This is a genomic window from Streptomyces peucetius (genome assembly GCF_025854275.1).
Lineage (GTDB): Bacteria > Actinomycetota > Actinomycetes > Streptomycetales > Streptomycetaceae > Streptomyces > Streptomyces peucetius_A.
Window position 1 is genome coordinate 1,533,817 of sequence record NZ_CP107567.1, and the last position, 15,472, is coordinate 1,549,288.

Genomic DNA, 15,472 nt, shown 5'->3' on the forward strand with positions numbered 1-15,472 from the left:
CGGAGCGTCGTCCGAGCAGTCCGCAGCAGCGCCGGTCCGGTGCTTTCAGCACTGGTCGATGAACCGGTCGAGGACCCGCACGCCGAACTTCAGGCCGTCCACCGGCACCCTCTCGTCCACGCCGTGGAACATCCCGGCGAAGTCCAGCTCCGGCGGCAGCTTGAGCGGTGCGAACCCGAAGCAGCGGATGCCGAGATCGTCGAAGGACTTGGCGTCCGTACCGCCGGAGAGCATGTACGGCACGGCCCTCGCGATCGGGTCCTCCGCCTTGAGCGCCACCTGCATCGCGTCGACGAGCGCCCCGTCGAAGCTGGTCTCCAGGGCCTTGTCGCCGTGCACGTCCTCGCGCCTGACCCGGGGGCCGAGCAGCCGGTCGAGCTCGGCGAGGAACTCCTCCTCGTAGCCCGGCAGGAAACGCCCGTCCACGTGCGCGGTCGCCTGACCGGGGATGACGTTCACCTTGTAGCCGGCGCCGAGCATGGTGGGGGCCGCGGAGTTGCGCAGCGTGGCGCCGACCATCTTGGCGATGCCGCCGAGCTTGGCGAGGGTCGCGTCCATGTCCTCGGGGTCGAGCGGCGTGCCGAGGGCGTCGGACAGCTCGTCGAGGAAGGACCGTACGGTCTTGGTGACCCGGACCGGCCAGGTGTGGCGGCCGAGCCGGCCGACGGCCTCGCACAGCTCGGTGATGGCGTTGTCGTTGTTGGTCATCGAACCGTGCCCGGCGGTGCCGTCCACGGTCAGGCGCATCCAGTGCATGCCCTTCTGCGCCGTCTCGACGAGGTAGAGCCGCAGGTTCTCGTTGACGGTGAAGGAGAAGCCGCCGACCTCGCCGATGCCCTCGGTGACGCCCTCGAAGAGCCCCGGGTGCTTGTCGACCAGGTACCGGGCGCCGTAGGTGCCGCCGGCCTCCTCGTCGGCGAGGAAGGCGAGGACGATGTCGCGCGGGGGCTTGCGGCCGCTGCGCAGCCGGTCCCGCACGACGGCCAGCGTCATGGCGTCCATGTCCTTCATGTCGACCGCGCCGCGGCCCCAGACGCAGTCCTCGACGATCTCGCCGGAGAAGGGGTGGTGGGTCCAGTCGTCCGCGTTCGCGGGCACCACGTCGAGGTGGCCGTGGATGAGCAGCGCGGGCCGGGACGTGTCCTCGCCCTCGATGCGGGCCACGGTGGAGGCGCGCCCCTTGTGGGACTCGAGGATCTGCGGCTCCAGCCCGACCTCGGCGAGCTGTTCCGCGACGTACTCGGCCGCGGCGCGCTCACCCGGACCCGAGTGGTCGCCGTAGTTGCTGGTGTCGATCCTGATCAGCTCACGGCAGAGATCGACGACCTCGTCCTCGCCCGTGACCGCCCGGGCCGTGTTCGACTCGCTCACGCTGATTCCTCCCGCTGTCGCTGCTGGTGGTCCGGGCTCATCCTCTCGCCATCGGCCTCGCGGCCCAAGGGCGGCCACCGGACCTCTGCACGGTGGCCGGGGGGCGGTGCGGGGGTGTGATCGAGGGGGGTCGAATGTTTGCTATGGTTTTCCACGTCGGAACGGCCCAGGGCCGCGAGACAGACACCTTGTCCGGGTGGCGGAATGGCAGACGCGCTAGCTTGAGGTGCTAGTGCCCTTTATCGGGCGTGGGGGTTCAAGTCCCCCCTCGGACACCAACAAGACCCCCACGGGTTCCCGTGGGGGTCTTCGCGTTTCCCGGTGCCGCGGGACGGCTCGTCGGCGTATGCTGGCTTCGACTTCGACCGTCCAGACGGTCGGGCCGTTTCGGGGACCGGACGAAAGGCAGGCGGAGACCATGCGTGACCAACTCCTCGACGCCGTGGAGCGGCTGCTGGTGAAGGGCGGCGTGGACGCCGTACGTCTGGACGCCGTCGCCGCGGAGGCGGGCGTGAGCAAGGGCGGCCTGCTCCACCACTTCCCGAGCAAGCGTGCTCTCGTCGCAGGGGTGGTGCAGCGGCTGATCGACAGGTTCGAAGCGATGCTGCCGGGCCCGGACGCACCTCCCGGCGCGTACACCACCGCCTGGCTCGACGCCTCGATCCCGCAGGAGGCACCCGGGCACGGCAGTGCCGACCGCGACTACGTCCCCATGGCGCTGCTCGCCGCGGCCGGCGGGCCGGAAGCGCTCGATGTCCTCCAGCGTCACTACCGGCGGTGGCAGGAACGACTGGAGGCGGACCGGCTGGCGCCCGGCGTCAGCACCCTGGTGCGCATGGCGGTGGACGGCTGGTGGACGGCGCGCATGCTGGGCCTCGCCCCGCCGCACGGCGCGGCCCACGTCGAGCTGCGCAGGCTCGTCGGCGATCTCATCAGCTCGGGGCACATCGGCGAGGGCCTCACCGGCACCGGTCTCCCCGGCACCGGCCTCACCGGCACGGACGGAGGGTCGCGCTGATGGGGGCGGCTCTGCTGGTCGCGGCAGCGATCATCTCCGAGGTGATCGCGACTCTTTCGCTGCGCGCCTCGCACGGCCTGACCCGGCTCGGCCCCACCGCCCTGGTGGTCGTCGGCTACGGCGCCGCGTTCCTGATGCTGGCGCAGGCCCTCAAGACGCTCAACGTCGGCCCGGTGTACGCGATCTGGTCGGGTGTCGGCACGGTGGGCGCATTCCTGGGCGGTGTCGTGCTCTTCGACGAACCGGTCCGGCCGGCGACACTGATCGGGATCGCTCTCGTCATCGTCGGCGTCGTCGTGATGTACGTCGGCGGCGGGATGGAGCACTGATCGGGGCACACCCGTCGCACGGGCATACAGTTCCTCGGTGAGACGCAGAAACAGAGCGGCGGTCCCCGCCCCGCTCCCCCAGCGCGACGGCATCGATCCCGTGAGGCTGCGCCTGCCCGAGGACCCCGGCCGTCGCTGGCCCACCGTGCGGGCGCACCTGCTGGACCGGTATGCGGACGCCGTCGGCACGGCGCGGGTGGAGTCGATGCTGCGGGACGGGCGCTTCGTCGGCACGGAGGGACCGGTCACCGGGGACGAGCCCTACACCGAGGGGCGGTTCCTCTGGTTCCACCGGGACTTCCCGGCGGAGCGGCCGGTGCCGTTCGGGGTCAGGATCGTGCACCGCGACGAACACATCGTGATCGCCGACAAGCCGCACTTCCTCGCCACCACACCGCGCGGCAGCCATGTGAAGGAGACCGCCGTGGCCCGGCTGCGCCGCGATCTCGGCCTGCCCTCGCTCCAGCCCGCGCACCGCCTGGACCGGCTCACGGCGGGCCTGGTGCTGTTCGTCGTACGGCCCGGCGACCGGGGCGCGTACCAGACGCTGTTCCGGGACCGGCGGGTGCGCAAGGAGTACGAGGCACTCGCCCCGTACGACCCGGCGGTGGCGCTGCCGCGGACCGTGCGGAGCCGCATCGTCAAGGAGCGGGGGGTGCTCGCGGCGCGGGAGGAGCCTGGCGAGCCGAACAGCGAGAGCCGGATCGAGCTGCTGGAGACGGACGGCGGGTACGGCCGGTACCGGCTGCTGCCGGCCACCGGCCGTACCCATCAGCTGCGGGTCCACATGAACGGCCTGGGACTGCCGATCCTGAACGACCCGCTGTTCCCCGTGGTGCTGCCCGAGGCGGAGGAGGACTTCTCGCGTCCCCTGCAACTGCTGGCGACGGTCCTGGAGTTCACCGACCCGGTCACCGGGGAGCGGCGCCGGTTCGAGACCCGGCTGAGCCTGGCTCAGTGGCCCCGGCCCACCCATTCCTGAAGATGCGGCGCCTCGTCGCCGATGGTGGTGGTGGCGCCGTGACCGGTACGGACGACGGTGTCCGGCGGCAGGGTGAGCAGGCGGTCACGGATGGAGTCGATGATCGTCGGGAAGTGGGAGAACGACCGCCCGGTCGCGCCCGGACCGCCCTGGAAGAGCGTGTCGCCGGTGAACACGGTGGCCAGGTCCGGGGCGTGGAGGCAGACGGCGCCGGGGGCGTGACCGGGGGTGTGCAGCACCGTCAGAGCGGTGTCCGCGACCGTGATCACCGCTCCGTCGGCCAGGTCGCCGTCCGGGGCGCGCTCGGGATGGGTCTGCTTCCACAGGGGCAGGTCGTCCGGGTGGAGCAGGATCGGCGCGCCGGTGGCGGCGGCGAGAGCCGGGGCCGCGTCGATGTGGTCGTTGTGCGCGTGCGTGCAGACGATGGCGCGCAGGGTACGGCCGCCGAGCGCGGTCAGGATGGCGTCCGCGTCGTGGGCGGCGTCGACGACGACGGCCTCGTGGTCGTCGCCGACGATCCAGACGTTGTTGTCGACGTCCCAGGTGCCGCCGTCGAGCGAGAAGGTGCCGGAGGTGACCAGGTGGTCGATGCGGGCGGCCATCAGAGCTGCACCACCGATCGCAGGACGTCGCCCTCGTGCATCCGGGCGAACGCCTTCTCGACGTCGCCGAGCCCGATGGTCTCCGTGACGAACGCGCCGAGGTCGATACGGCCCTGCTGGTGGAGGTCGATCAGCATGGGGAAGTCTCGGGAGGGCAGGCAGTCCCCGTACCAGGACGACTTGAGCGCGCCGCCCCTGCCGAAGACGTCCAGGAGAGGCAGTTCGAGCTTCATGTCCGGGGTGGGCACGCCGACGAGGACGACGGTGCCGGCCAGGTCCCGGGCGTAGAAGGCCTGTTCGTAGGTCTCCGGGCGGCCGACGGCCTCGATGACCACGTCCGCGCCGAACCCGCCGGTGAGCTCGCGGATCGCCTCGACGGCGTCCCCGGTACGGGAGTTGACGGTGTGGGTGGCGCCCACCTTCTTCGCCGTGGCGAGCTTGCGGTCGTCGATGTCGACGGCGATGATCCTCGCGGCTCCGGCGAGCCGTGCGCCGACGACGGCGGCGTCTCCGACGCCGCCGCAGCCGATGACGGCCACCGAGTCACCGCGGCCCACCTGGCCGGTGTTGATGGCGGCGCCGATGCCGGCCATCACCCCGCAGCCGAGCAGACCCGCCACGGCCGGGGAGACCGCCGGGTCGACCTTGGTGCACTGGCCCGCGGCGACCAGGGTCTTCTCCGCGAAGGCGCCGATGCCGAGCGCGGGCGACAGTTCGGCGCCCGTGGCGGCGAGGGTCATCTTCTGCCGGGCGTTGTGCGTGTCGAAGCAGTACCAGGGCCGCCCGCGCCGACATGCCCGGCACCGGCCGCACACGGCCCGCCAGTTGAGGATCACGAAGTCCCCGGGCCCGACCTCGGTGACACCGTCGCCGACCGACTCCACGACGCCCGCGGCCTCATGGCCGAGGAGGAACGGGAAGTCGTCGTTGATCCCGCCCTGCTTGTAGTGCAGATCGGTGTGGCAGACCCCGCAGGCCTGCACCTTGACGACGGCCTCTCCCGGTCCCGGGTCGGGGATCGTGATCGTCTCCACCCGTACCGGCTCGTTCCTTCCGGGTGCGATCACGCCTTGCACCTGCTGCGGCATCGCAGTACCTGCCCTTCCTCGCGCAGTGGACGTCGGCCCCCACTATGCCTGTGACATCAGGGCGCGAGGACGTCGAGCTCCTGAAGGGCCCCGACGGCGATCTCCCGGGTGAGCCGCTCGGCCCGGTCGGCGTCGCCCTCGCGAACGGCCTCCGCGACCTGTACGTGCAGGGTGACCGCCGCCGGGTCGGGGTCGTCGAACATCACATGGTGGTGGGTGCGTCCGGCGAGCACCTCGGCGACGACGTCGCCGAGCCGGGCGAACATCTCGTTGCCGGAGGCGTCCAGCACGACGCGGTGGAAGGCGATGTCGTGTTTCAGATACCCCTCGAGCTGCTGGCCCCGGGAGGTGGCGACCATGCCGAGCGCCTCCTCGGTCAGGGCCGCGCACTGCTCGGGGGTCGCGTGCACCGCGGCGAGGCCGGCCGCGACCGGTTCGATCGCGGAGCGCAGCACGGTGAGTGAGCGCAGCTGACGCGGGCGGTCGGTGCCGGCGAGCCGCCAGCGGATGACGCGGGGGTCGTAGACGTTCCATTCCCCAGCGGGGCGCACCGTGACGCCGACGCGGCGGCGTGACTCCACGAGGTGCATGGACTCGAGGACGCGGACCACTTCCCGGACGACGGTGCGCGAGACGTCGAAGCGCTGGGCCACCTCGTCGGTGCGCAGCACGCTGCCCTGCGGATACTCACCCGCGGTGATCGCCAGACCGAGGGTGTCGAGCACGTGCGTGTGGAGCCCGCGGCCTTCTGTGGTCATGGACAAAGCGTACGGCGTGTGGATCTACGCGAGGCCCACGGGAACAAAAAGTATGACGTTTCTGTCTCAGGCTCTTGAATACGTCGTACCTAATAGGTTTCAGTAGCGCGACGGACCGACGTCGAACGTCGACGAAGACAGCGAGGCACGCAATGAGCACCCCCCACGTCGTCGTGGTGATGGGCGTGGCAGGAACCGGCAAGACCACGATCGGCCCCCTGCTCGCCGCCGCCCTGGGCGTCCCCTATGCCGAGGGCGACGACTTCCATCCCCCGGCGAACATCGCCAAGATGTCGGCCGGCGTCCCGCTGGACGACGAGGACCGCCGGCCGTGGCTCGACGCCATCGGCGAGTGGGCCCACGGCAGGGCGGGGCTCGGCGGAGTGGTCTCCAGCTCCGCGCTCAAGCGTGAGTACCGCGACCGGCTGCGGGCGGCGGCGCCCGACGCCGTCTTCCTCCACCTCACCGGCGGCCGCGAGCTCATCGAGCAGCGGATGACGGAGCGCAAGGGACACTTCATGCCCACCGCGCTTCTCGACTCCCAGTTCGCCACCCTCCAGCCCCTGGGAGACGACGAGGCGGGCGTCGCCGTCGATGTGTCCGGCACCCCCGAAGAAATCACCGAACGGGCCGTCGCCGCGCTGCGCGGGCTCGAACCTTAAGGAATCACCGTGACCAGTCTCAGCGTCGAGATGCTGGCAGCGGACACCGTCGAACCGATCACCTCGGCGGGTAACGCACAGCTGGGCATCGCCGTCCTCGCGGGCATCGCTGTCATCGTCCTGCTCATCACCAAGTTCAAGCTGCACGCCTTCCTCGCGCTGACCATCGGGTCGCTCGCGCTCGGCGCGTTCGCCGGTGCTCCGCTCGGTGCGGCGATCGCCTCCTTCACCACCGGTCTCGGTTCGACCGTCGCGGGTGTCGGCGTCCTGATCGCCCTCGGCGCGATCCTCGGCAAGCTGCTCGCGGACTCCGGCGGCGCCGACCAGATCGTCGACACGATCCTCGCGCGGGCGAGCGGACGGGCCATGCCGTGGGCGATGGTGCTGATCGCCTCGATCATCGGACTTCCGCTCTTCTTCGAGGTCGGCATCGTCCTGCTGATCCCGGTCGTGCTGATGGTCGCCAAGCGCGGCAACTACTCGCTGATGCGCATCGGCATCCCGGCACTGGCCGGCCTCTCCGTGATGCACGGCCTCATCCCGCCGCACCCCGGCCCGCTCGTCGCGATCGACGCCGTCGGCGCCAACCTCGGTGTCACGCTGGCCCTCGGCCTGGTCGTCGCCGTGCCGACCGTGATCATCGCGGGTCCGGTGTTCTCCAAGTACGCCGCGCGCTGGGTGGACATCCCCGCGCCCGAGAAGATGATCCCGCAGCGTCAGTCGGAGCACCTGGAGAAGCGTCCGAGCTTCGGCGCCACCGTCGCCACGGTGCTGCTGCCCGTCGTCCTGATGATGGCCAAGGCACTCGTCGACATCGTCGTGGACGACCCCGAGCACTCCGTCCAGCGGGTCACCGACGTCATCGGCTCGCCGTTGATAGCACTCCTCGCCGCCGTCGTCCTCGGCCTGTTCACCCTGGGCCGCGCCGCCGGGTTCACCAAGGAGCGCCTCTCCTCGACCGTCGAGAAGTCGCTCGCCCCGATCGCCGGTGTGCTGCTGATCGTCGGCGCCGGCGGCGGTTTCAAGCAGACGCTGATCGACATCGGTGTCGGCCGGATGATCCTGGACTTCTCCGAGGACTGGGCCATCCCGACACTGCTGCTCGCCTGGCTGATCGCCGTCGCGATCCGGCTGGCGACCGGCTCCGCGACCGTGGCCACGATCTCCGCGGCCGGTCTGGTCGCCCCGCTCGCCGCCGACATGTCGACGTCGCACGCCGCCCTGCTCGTCCTCGCCATCGGCGCCGGCTCGCTGTTCTTCAGCCACGTCAACGACGCCGGCTTCTGGCTGGTGAAGGAGTACTTCGGCATGAGCGTCGGCCAGACGATCAAGACCTGGTCGGTGATGGAGACGATCATCTCGGTCGTCGGCATCGTCTTCGTCCTGCTGCTGTCACTCGTCCTCTAGCCACCTCGGGTGGTGGTCGCGGGACCACCGGCGCTCGACCGACCCGGTGCGCATGCCACGGCGTGCCTCCGGGTCGGCGAGCGCCATTCCGATGTGCCCGGCGATCACGATCCCGACGGCGAGCGACAGCCAGTCGTGCACGAACGTCGCGCTCGTACGCCACACCAGCGGCGTGAGCCCGGTGAACCACATCAGCAGTCCGGTGCCGAGCATGACCAGCGTCGCGCCGGCGATCCAGGCGGCGTAGATCTTCTGCCCGGCGTTGAACTTGCCCGCCGGGCGGGCGTCCGGGCCGTGCCGGCGGTGGCGTACGGCACGCAGCCACGCCCGGTCGTGCGGCGCGAAGCGGTTCAGCCGGCGCAGGTCCGCGCGGAACGCGCGGGAGGCCAGCCCGAGCAGGAACGGCGCCGGCAGCAGCAGCCCCGACCACTGATGGACGGTGACCACGAGGTGGCGGCGGCCGACGAGTTCGGCGAGCTGGGGCACGTAGAGCGCGGCGGCGGTCGCGGCGCAGAGCAGCATCAGGGCGGCGGTGGTGCGGTGCACCCAGCGCTCGGCGCGGCTGAAACGCCTGACGCGGGCGGGCCGTTCAGACGGTGGGGGTGTCGGTGCGGCCGTTGGACCGGCCGACCCAGGCGTCGACGTCATAGCCCCGCTCCTCCCAGTAGCCGGGGCGGACGGCTTCGGTGACCGTGATCCCGGAGAGCCATTTCGCCGACTTGTAGAAGTACATCGGCGCCACATAGAGCCGGACCGGGCCGCCGTGCGAGTGGCTGACCGGCTTGTCCTGCATCCGCAGGGCGACGAGGACGTCGTCGCGGCGGGCCTGGGTGAGGGTGAGGCTCTCGCTGTACGTGCCGTCGAAGCAGGTGAACCGGATCGCGCGGGCGGCCGGCCGTACCCCGGCGGCGTCCAGCAGCTCCGAGAGCTTCACGCCCTCGAAGGGCGTGTCGGGCACCCGCCACCCGGTGACGCACTGCACGTCCCGCACCACGCGGGTCTGCGGCAGGGCGCGGAGGTCGGCCAGGGTGTACGTGGCCGGGTTCTCGACGAGACCGTCGACGGTGAGGCGGTAGGTCTCCGCGGTCCTGCGCGGCACGGAGGAGGCGACGGAGTAGTAGCGGAAGCCGCCGCCGTTCGGAAGCAGGCCCGTCAGTCCTGTCGGGTCCTTGTCGGCCGCGGCGCCGAGGAGGCTTTCCAGGCCGCGCTGCAGGTACGGCGCGGCGGCGACGCCGGCCGCGCCGAGGCCGAGCATGCCGAGGACCAGCCGGCGGCCCACAGGCGTGCCGCCTTCTTCCTCGGTGCCGGGGTGTTGTGTGGTCACCCTTCGATTCGAGCACCTGGACGCCGTCGGGGGCCAGTGCCGGGCGTGGTCCGTCAGACTTCCGTCACACTCCGGGGAGCTGCGAAGACGCCTCCGGGCGGGGAGACACGCGGCAGGGCTCCGGAGAGCAGGTCCACCCGCGGACCATCTTCTTCCGTTTCTTGCGCCCAAGATCTCGTGTGCATGACGTTCCTTTGATACGTTCCCGTCTGCCTCCCCCCACCACGGATAGGGCAATGCTCCGGAAAGTCGTCGTGCCCTACTCCGGCACGCCTTCCGACCTGGAGCAGAGCTCCTTTTGACGGGAGTTCACGTGGTCGTTTCACATCGACGATCCCGCAAGCGCATCGCACTGTCGTGCGCCCTGGTCGCAGCCGCCGCGGGCGGACTGCTGCCCTTCATGTCCTTCTCCCCCGCCGGAGCGGCGGAGGACGGATTCCGGCCCCAGCTCGTCACGGTGGACACCCCCACCAGAGCGGCCAGATCGGAGCTCGGCACACTCGGCCTCGACGTCACCGAACACGCGGGCCACGGATACACCGAAGTGGTCCTGCACCAGCCCGGCGACGCCCTGGCGCTGCGCGCGGCCGGCTTCACCTGGGAGGTGCGCATACCGGACCTCGTCCAGCGGGAGTCCGAGATCAACACCGCCAACCGCGCCTACGCGGCCGCCACCGCCACCTCGCCGCTGCCCTCGGGCCGCGACAGCTATCGGAGCCTCGCCGACTACAACGCGGACCTCGACCGCCTCGCGACGCGGCATCCCGGGATCGTCAAGAAGATCACGCTCAAGCACAAGAGCCTCGAGGGCAAACCCGTCCACGGCGTCGAGATCGCGCACGACGTGACCGCGGCCAAGGACGGGCGGCCGGTCTTCCTCATGCTGGGTCTGCACCACGCCCGCGAATGGCCCTCGGGCGAGCACGCCATCGAGTTCGCCCACGACCTGGTCAAGAACCACGGCAGCGACGACCGGATCACCGCGCTGCTGAAGAAGGCCCGCGTCGTGGTCGTGCCCGTCGTCAACGTCGACGGTTTCGAGAAGTCCTACAACGACGGACAGCTGGTGGACCTGCGCACCGTCGACGGCGGCGGCACGGCGTCCATCCTGGCGACGCCCGGCAACGCCTACAAGCGCAAGAACTGCCGGATCGTCGACGGCCAGGCCCCGCTCGCCGGCGAGTGCTCCCTGACGAGCAGCCCCGGCGGTTACGCCGTCGGCGTCGACCTCAACCGCAACTACGGCGCGTACTGGGGCGGTCCCGGCGCGTCGGCACAGTCCGTCGACCCCACCTACCGCGGCGCCGCGCCCTTCTCCGAACCCGAGACGCAGAACATCCGTCACCTGATCAGCACCCGGCAGGTGACCGGGCTGATCACCAACCACACGTTCTCCAACCTGGTCCTCAGCCCCGGCGGCGTCGCACCGGACACGATCGGCCCCGGCGGGCAGCCGGTCGGCAGCGCGGCCGACGACGAGGCGCTCGTGGCGCTGGGTGACCGGATGGCCGCCCAGAACGGCTACACGAGCCAGCACAGCTGGGAGCTGTACGACACCACGGGCTCCACGGAGGACTGGTCGTACAACGCGACCGGCGGCTTCGGCTACACCTTCGAGATCGGGCCGGACGAGTTCCATCCGCCGTTCCCCGAGGTCGTCGACGAGTACCTGGGCGCCGGCGAGTTCGCGGGCAGGGGCAACCGCGAGGCATTCCTCATCGCGCTGGAGAGTGCCGTCGACACCGCCACCCACTCGGTGATCTCCGGCAAGGCGCCCGAGGGCGCGACCCTGCGGCTGCGCAAGAGCTTCGCCACGCCGACCTGGACCGGGAGCATCACCGACACCCTGGACACGACGATGACCGTCGGCCGCGGCGGCTCGTACACATGGCACGTCAACCCGTCCACCCGGCCGGTCGTCAAGGCGCGCCAGCTCCAGGTGATCTCCTCCGAGCCGCTGGAGCAGCAGAGCTGGACGGGCACCACCGCGCCGGGGCAGCGCACCGAGCAGGAGTTCACGGTCGGCCGGGAGGCGGACGTCCTCGAGGTGAAGCTGGACTGGCCCACCCCGGACGACCTCGACCTGTACGTGCTGCGCAAGAACGCCGACGGCACGCTCACCCAGGTCGCGAGCTCGGCCGGGTTCGTCGGTGAGAAGGAGCGCGCTCTCCTCCAGGACCCGGAGCAGGGCACGTACGTCCTGCGGGTCGAGAACTTCGCCTCGGCGACGCCGTCCTGGACGCTCACCGCGTCACTGTTCGACGCCACCGAGGAGCAGACCGGCGGCCTGATCGAGAACTGGACGCTCACCTGCGAGAGGGACGGCAAGGTCCTCGAACGGGTGCCCGTCGTGGTCGACCGCGGGCAGAAGGTCAAGGCCGATCTGAAGACCTGCGCCAGGAACTGGAGCACCAACTGATGGCACGCGTATCCGGCGGAGCCGGCCGGCTCCGCGCCCTGGTCACGGTCGCCACGCTGGCCGTGTGCGTCTCCCTGCTGCCCGCGGCGGCCGCGGGCGCCGAAGGCGCCGATGTCACGGTCGGCTCCGTGGACGGCCGGCAGGTCGTCGACGGAGCCGTGCGTGGCGCCCTGGAGGGCACCGTCGACGTGACGGGAACCGCCCGCACCGGAGCTCCCGGCACGCCGGGCGAGAGTGCTCCGCTGCACGCGGACGCGGGCGACAGCGCCCATGTCGCCGTCGGCGAGAGGGCCGTACTGCTCGGCAGCGCGTACGGCGGGACGGCGCCCTACACCTGGGCGTGGACGGCGGAGCACGGCACCGTCACCGACCGGGACTCCTCGAGCGCCGCGTTCGACACCACCGGACTCGCCGCGGGCACCTACGAGGTGCGGCTCACCGTCACCGACGCGGCCGGCGCGAAGACGTCCGACACCGTCAGAGTCGTGGTGGTGGAAGAGAGTTCGGCCACCCTGCTCGACGAGACGAAGTCCGACCCGACTCCGGGCGTCTTCCCCACCGGCCAGGCCGTCGAGTTCCCCTTCGACGTCCCCTCCGGCGTGAGTTCCTTCGACGTCACCCTGTCGTGGAAGACGACCGCGCAGGACTACGACCTGCGGGTCACCGACCCGTCCGGCGATGTGGTGGCCCGTTCCGAGTCGTCCGGGCATCCCGAGAAGACGTCGGTGTCGTCGCCCGCCGCCGGCACCTGGAAGGTGGTGGCCGTCAAGTGGGCGACCGTCACCGACGAGGTGACCGCACAGGTCGTCGCCCGCAGCCGCCCGGCCGACCCCCGGCCGAAGGTGTCGGCCGGCGGCCCGTACGAGTTCGAGTCCGGCGCGGCACAGCGGCTCACGGGCAGCGTCTCGGGCGGTACCGCCCCGGTCACCGCCGCCTGGGACCTCGACGCCGACGGGCAGTTCGACGACGGCACGGGCACCACGCTCGACACCGCCCTGCCCGACGGGCGGCACCTGGTCACCCTCAAGGCGACCGACGCCGACGGCCTGGAGCGCCGTGAGACGACGTCCGTGCTGGTGGGCAGCGCCGAGCGGCTCGCCGCAGGGCCGCCGGTAACCGTCATCGGCATCGCCGACACCGGCATCAACCCGTACCACCTGGAGTTCTCCGCCGCCACCTACCCGGACCCCGACGTCCTGGCGCTGACGAAGAACTTCACCCGGCACCCGTCGGAGTACATCCCGGGTTACCCGGCCGCCGCGCCGGCCATCCCCGTCACACTCGGCAAGGGCTATCTGCCCGCCGCCGACAAGGAGTTGTGGACGAGCGAGCGGGTGCCGGGCGGCAAGCTGCACTGGATTCCCGGCACCAAGATCGTCGGCGCCTACTCCTCCGGCGTGGACGGCGCGCACCCGGTGCTCGACGACCACGGGCACGGCACCGGCTCCGCCTCAGTGTCCGCGGGCAACCGCTACGGCTACTGCCCGTCCTGCCTGCTGGTCATGGTGGAGGGCCTCGACGAGACGGTCGCCACGCAGTACCCCTGGGTCGACATCACCTCGCACTCCTTCGGCTACGTCGGCGGCGCGCCCGTCGGACCGGTGCTCAGCGGCGAGGAGGTCACCAAGGAGGCCGCCGAGCGCGGCCAGACCGTGCTGTTCGCCGCCGGGAACGGCGTCGGCAACGCCTTCGACGTACCGGTCAGCACCTGGCACTCCGACCAGACGGGGCCCGACTGGAACATCACCGTCGGCGCGCTGCGCCGGAACGACCAGCGGGCCGTCGTCGGTGACGGCATCCCCGTGCACCTGTCGTCGTGGGGCATCGGCAGCCTGCCGTCCGCGTGCCACACGGGTGTGCGGTGCCAGGACCAGTTCAGCGGCACCTCGGCGGCGACCCCGTACACGGCCGGCGTCTTCGGGACCACGCTGCAGCGGGTCCGTGACGCCATCGGTGACCCGAGCGCCGGGCAGGAGTCCGGACAGGTGGTCGCCGAGGGCCGTGCCGTGCCTTCGAGCGTGTACCTGCACGACGGCCGGCTCACCCGCGCCGAACTGCGCGAGGCGGTACTGAAGAACGCCTTCCCGCTCGGTGAGGACAACCTGCCGTCCGCGAGCTGGCCGCTCGCCTCGCCGTACACCGCCGGGAACGTCCTCTTCGAGGGTTACGGAGCCGCGACGCCCGAGACCGCCCGGCGCGCCGTGGACACCCTGCTCGGCAGGGCACTGCTGCCCGAACGGCCCGTCGAGGACGACTTCTTCGCCACCGACCGGGTGATCCGGGACAGCATCTGGGGCGGCTACGACCGCGACGGCGACGGCACCTCCGACCCGGCCGCGGCGCCCACCGGTCTCTCCGTCTCCCTCGACGACGTGGCCACGCTCGACGGCGCGCTCGACCTCCTGCACCGGACGGCCGCCGCCCGCGAGGACACGTCCGGATCCCGGGCCCCTGCCGGGGAGGGCGTCTTCAGCTACTACCTGCACCAGGGGCAGGACTGCGGTGCGGAGCGGACGATGGACCGCACCGACCGGGCCGGCGACGCGGACGGCTGCGCCGTCAGCGACACGCTGTCCTCGGCCGCGCCGTACCTTCCGACGGCCGCCTATCCGGCGACCGACACCCTCGGCGCGCCGCTCGCCTCCGGTTCGCGGGTGCGGGCGGAGCTGTACGTGCGCACCGCCGCGCCCGCCGCGATGACGGGGCCGACGGTCCTGCTCCAGGCGACCGACCGGGAGATCGGGCGCGGCAAGGCCGCCGCGCAGCCCGTCACGGGCGCCTGGACGAAGTTCACGATCGACTTCGAGACGGCCCGGCACGCGTTCACCGGTGAGCAGTTGACGGTGCAGCTGCTCTCCGACAGCACCGCGCTCGCCTCTGTGGGGTACGAGGGCGACCACGCCTCGAAGCTGACGGTCGGCCCGGCGGCGCTGCCGCCCACCGGTCTGGAGTTCGGCGCCACGATCGACTCCCCTGCCGACGGCTCCGAGGCCGTGGCCGGGCAGACGGTCGTCGCCGGCGGCCGGTTCGCCTTCCCGGACCTCGGCACCGACCCCGAGGGCGTCGGCGGCCGGCCGGAGACGCACCGCGTGCAGGTGTCGGTGGACGACGACACGTTCGCCTCGCCCGTCAGTGCGGTGCTCGACGACGCCACGGGCACCTGGCGGGCGGACCTCGGCGGGCTCGCGGCGGGCGAGCACACGGTGCACGTCCGCGCCGTGCGTGACGGCACGCCGTCCGAGGTGACGACCACCACGTTCCGCGTGGTGCCGGACGCCCGGGTCGAGTGGCAGGTCGTGCAGCGCAACGCGCCGGTGGACGCCGCCGCGTGGAAGCCCGCGACCGGGACCGCCCACTGGTCGTTCGCGCTCGATACCGGCGCGTACGGGTCCGGTTCCCGGACGATCGTCGTACGGCTGGTGGAGCAGGGGGTGGAGACGGCGAGGGACACCGTCCGGGCCGTCTTCCGCTGACCCGGCCCGCACACACAGGAGGGGCCGGCATCCCGCTGG

General features: G+C 71.5%; 13 protein-coding genes and 1 tRNA gene. 8 read left to right on the forward strand and 6 right to left on the reverse strand.

The genetic code is table 11. The features are described 5' to 3' along the window. Positions 1–45: 45 nt before the first annotated feature. A complete protein-coding gene (locus OGH68_RS07065; protein ID WP_264242459.1) occupies positions 46–1,371 on the reverse strand; it encodes a M20/M25/M40 family metallo-hydrolase in 1,326 nt (441 codons plus the stop codon). A 190-nt stretch (positions 1,372–1,561) separates the two neighbouring features. On the opposite strand from OGH68_RS07065, the gene OGH68_RS07070 reads away from it, so the two are divergent. The 4 genes from OGH68_RS07070 to OGH68_RS07085 all read left to right on the forward strand — a co-directional run bounded on the left by OGH68_RS07070 (position 1,562) and on the right by OGH68_RS07085 (position 3,700). Continuing rightward, positions 1,562–1,649, forward strand: a tRNA-Leu gene (locus tag OGH68_RS07070). 140 nt (positions 1,650–1,789) lie between these two features. Next, positions 1,790–2,389, forward strand: coding sequence for a TetR/AcrR family transcriptional regulator (locus OGH68_RS07075; protein WP_264242460.1), 600 nt, complete (start codon positions 1,790–1,792; stop codon positions 2,387–2,389). Next, positions 2,389–2,718 carry a DMT family transporter gene (locus OGH68_RS07080; protein WP_264242461.1) on the forward strand — a complete coding sequence of 110 codons (330 nt, stop codon included), beginning with the start codon at positions 2,389–2,391 and terminating at the stop codon, positions 2,716–2,718. The genes OGH68_RS07075 and OGH68_RS07080 overlap by 1 nt, the downstream gene beginning before the upstream one ends. 37 nt (positions 2,719–2,755) lie before the next feature. Then, positions 2,756–3,700 (forward strand): pseudouridine synthase, encoded by a 945-nt coding sequence (locus OGH68_RS07085; RefSeq protein ID WP_264242462.1) that lies wholly within the window; start codon positions 2,756–2,758, stop codon positions 3,698–3,700. Here the strand turns inward: OGH68_RS07085 and OGH68_RS07090 are convergent. The 3 genes from OGH68_RS07090 to OGH68_RS07100 are packed head-to-tail and all read right to left on the reverse strand — an operon-like array spanning position 3,673 to position 6,148. After that, the gene (locus tag OGH68_RS07090) at positions 3,673–4,302 is read right to left on the reverse strand and encodes an MBL fold metallo-hydrolase (RefSeq protein ID WP_264242463.1); all 630 of its coding nucleotides are present in this window, start codon (positions 4,300–4,302) and stop codon (positions 3,673–3,675) included. The two genes, OGH68_RS07085 and OGH68_RS07090, sit on opposite strands and share 28 nt — an antisense overlap. Further along, entirely contained in the window at positions 4,302–5,390 is a 1,089-nt protein-coding gene (locus tag OGH68_RS07095; protein ID WP_264242464.1) for an S-(hydroxymethyl)mycothiol dehydrogenase, read from the reverse strand. Before OGH68_RS07095 ends, OGH68_RS07090 begins: the two co-directional genes overlap by 1 nt. A gap of 56 nt (positions 5,391–5,446) precedes the next feature. Beyond that, positions 5,447–6,148 carry a FadR/GntR family transcriptional regulator gene (locus OGH68_RS07100; RefSeq protein WP_264242465.1) on the reverse strand — a complete coding sequence of 234 codons (702 nt, stop codon included), beginning with the start codon at positions 6,146–6,148 and terminating at the stop codon, positions 5,447–5,449. A 152-nt stretch (positions 6,149–6,300) separates the two neighbouring features. Between OGH68_RS07100 and OGH68_RS07105 the strand changes: the two genes are divergently transcribed. Together OGH68_RS07105 and OGH68_RS07110 are read left to right on the forward strand one after the other, a co-directional pair. Continuing rightward, positions 6,301–6,810 carry a gluconokinase gene (locus OGH68_RS07105; protein WP_264242466.1) on the forward strand — a complete coding sequence of 170 codons (510 nt, stop codon included), beginning with the start codon at positions 6,301–6,303 and terminating at the stop codon, positions 6,808–6,810. A gap of 9 nt (positions 6,811–6,819) precedes the next feature. Then, entirely contained in the window at positions 6,820–8,217 is a 1,398-nt protein-coding gene (locus tag OGH68_RS07110) for a GntP family permease (RefSeq protein WP_264242467.1), read from the forward strand. Here the strand turns inward: OGH68_RS07110 and OGH68_RS07115 are convergent. Together OGH68_RS07115 and OGH68_RS07120 are read right to left on the reverse strand one after the other, a co-directional pair. Further along, a complete protein-coding gene (locus tag OGH68_RS07115) occupies positions 8,203–8,865 on the reverse strand; it encodes a cytochrome b/b6 domain-containing protein (protein ID WP_264242468.1) in 663 nt (220 codons plus the stop codon). The genes OGH68_RS07110 and OGH68_RS07115 overlap by 15 nt on opposite strands. Then, positions 8,807–9,472, reverse strand: coding sequence for a molybdopterin-dependent oxidoreductase (locus OGH68_RS07120; protein WP_413471089.1), 666 nt, complete (start codon positions 9,470–9,472; stop codon positions 8,807–8,809). Before OGH68_RS07120 ends, OGH68_RS07115 begins: the two co-directional genes overlap by 59 nt. Before the next feature lie 382 nt (positions 9,473–9,854). On the opposite strand from OGH68_RS07120, the gene OGH68_RS07125 reads away from it, so the two are divergent. Beyond that, positions 9,855–11,960, forward strand: a complete 2,106-nt coding sequence (locus tag OGH68_RS07125; RefSeq protein WP_264242470.1) for a M14 family zinc carboxypeptidase — start codon at positions 9,855–9,857, stop codon at positions 11,958–11,960. Further along, the gene (locus tag OGH68_RS07130; RefSeq protein WP_264242471.1) at positions 11,960–15,433 is read left to right on the forward strand and encodes a S8 family serine peptidase; all 3,474 of its coding nucleotides are present in this window, start codon (positions 11,960–11,962) and stop codon (positions 15,431–15,433) included. The genes OGH68_RS07125 and OGH68_RS07130 overlap by 1 nt, the downstream gene beginning before the upstream one ends. Positions 15,434–15,472 lie beyond the last annotated feature (39 nt).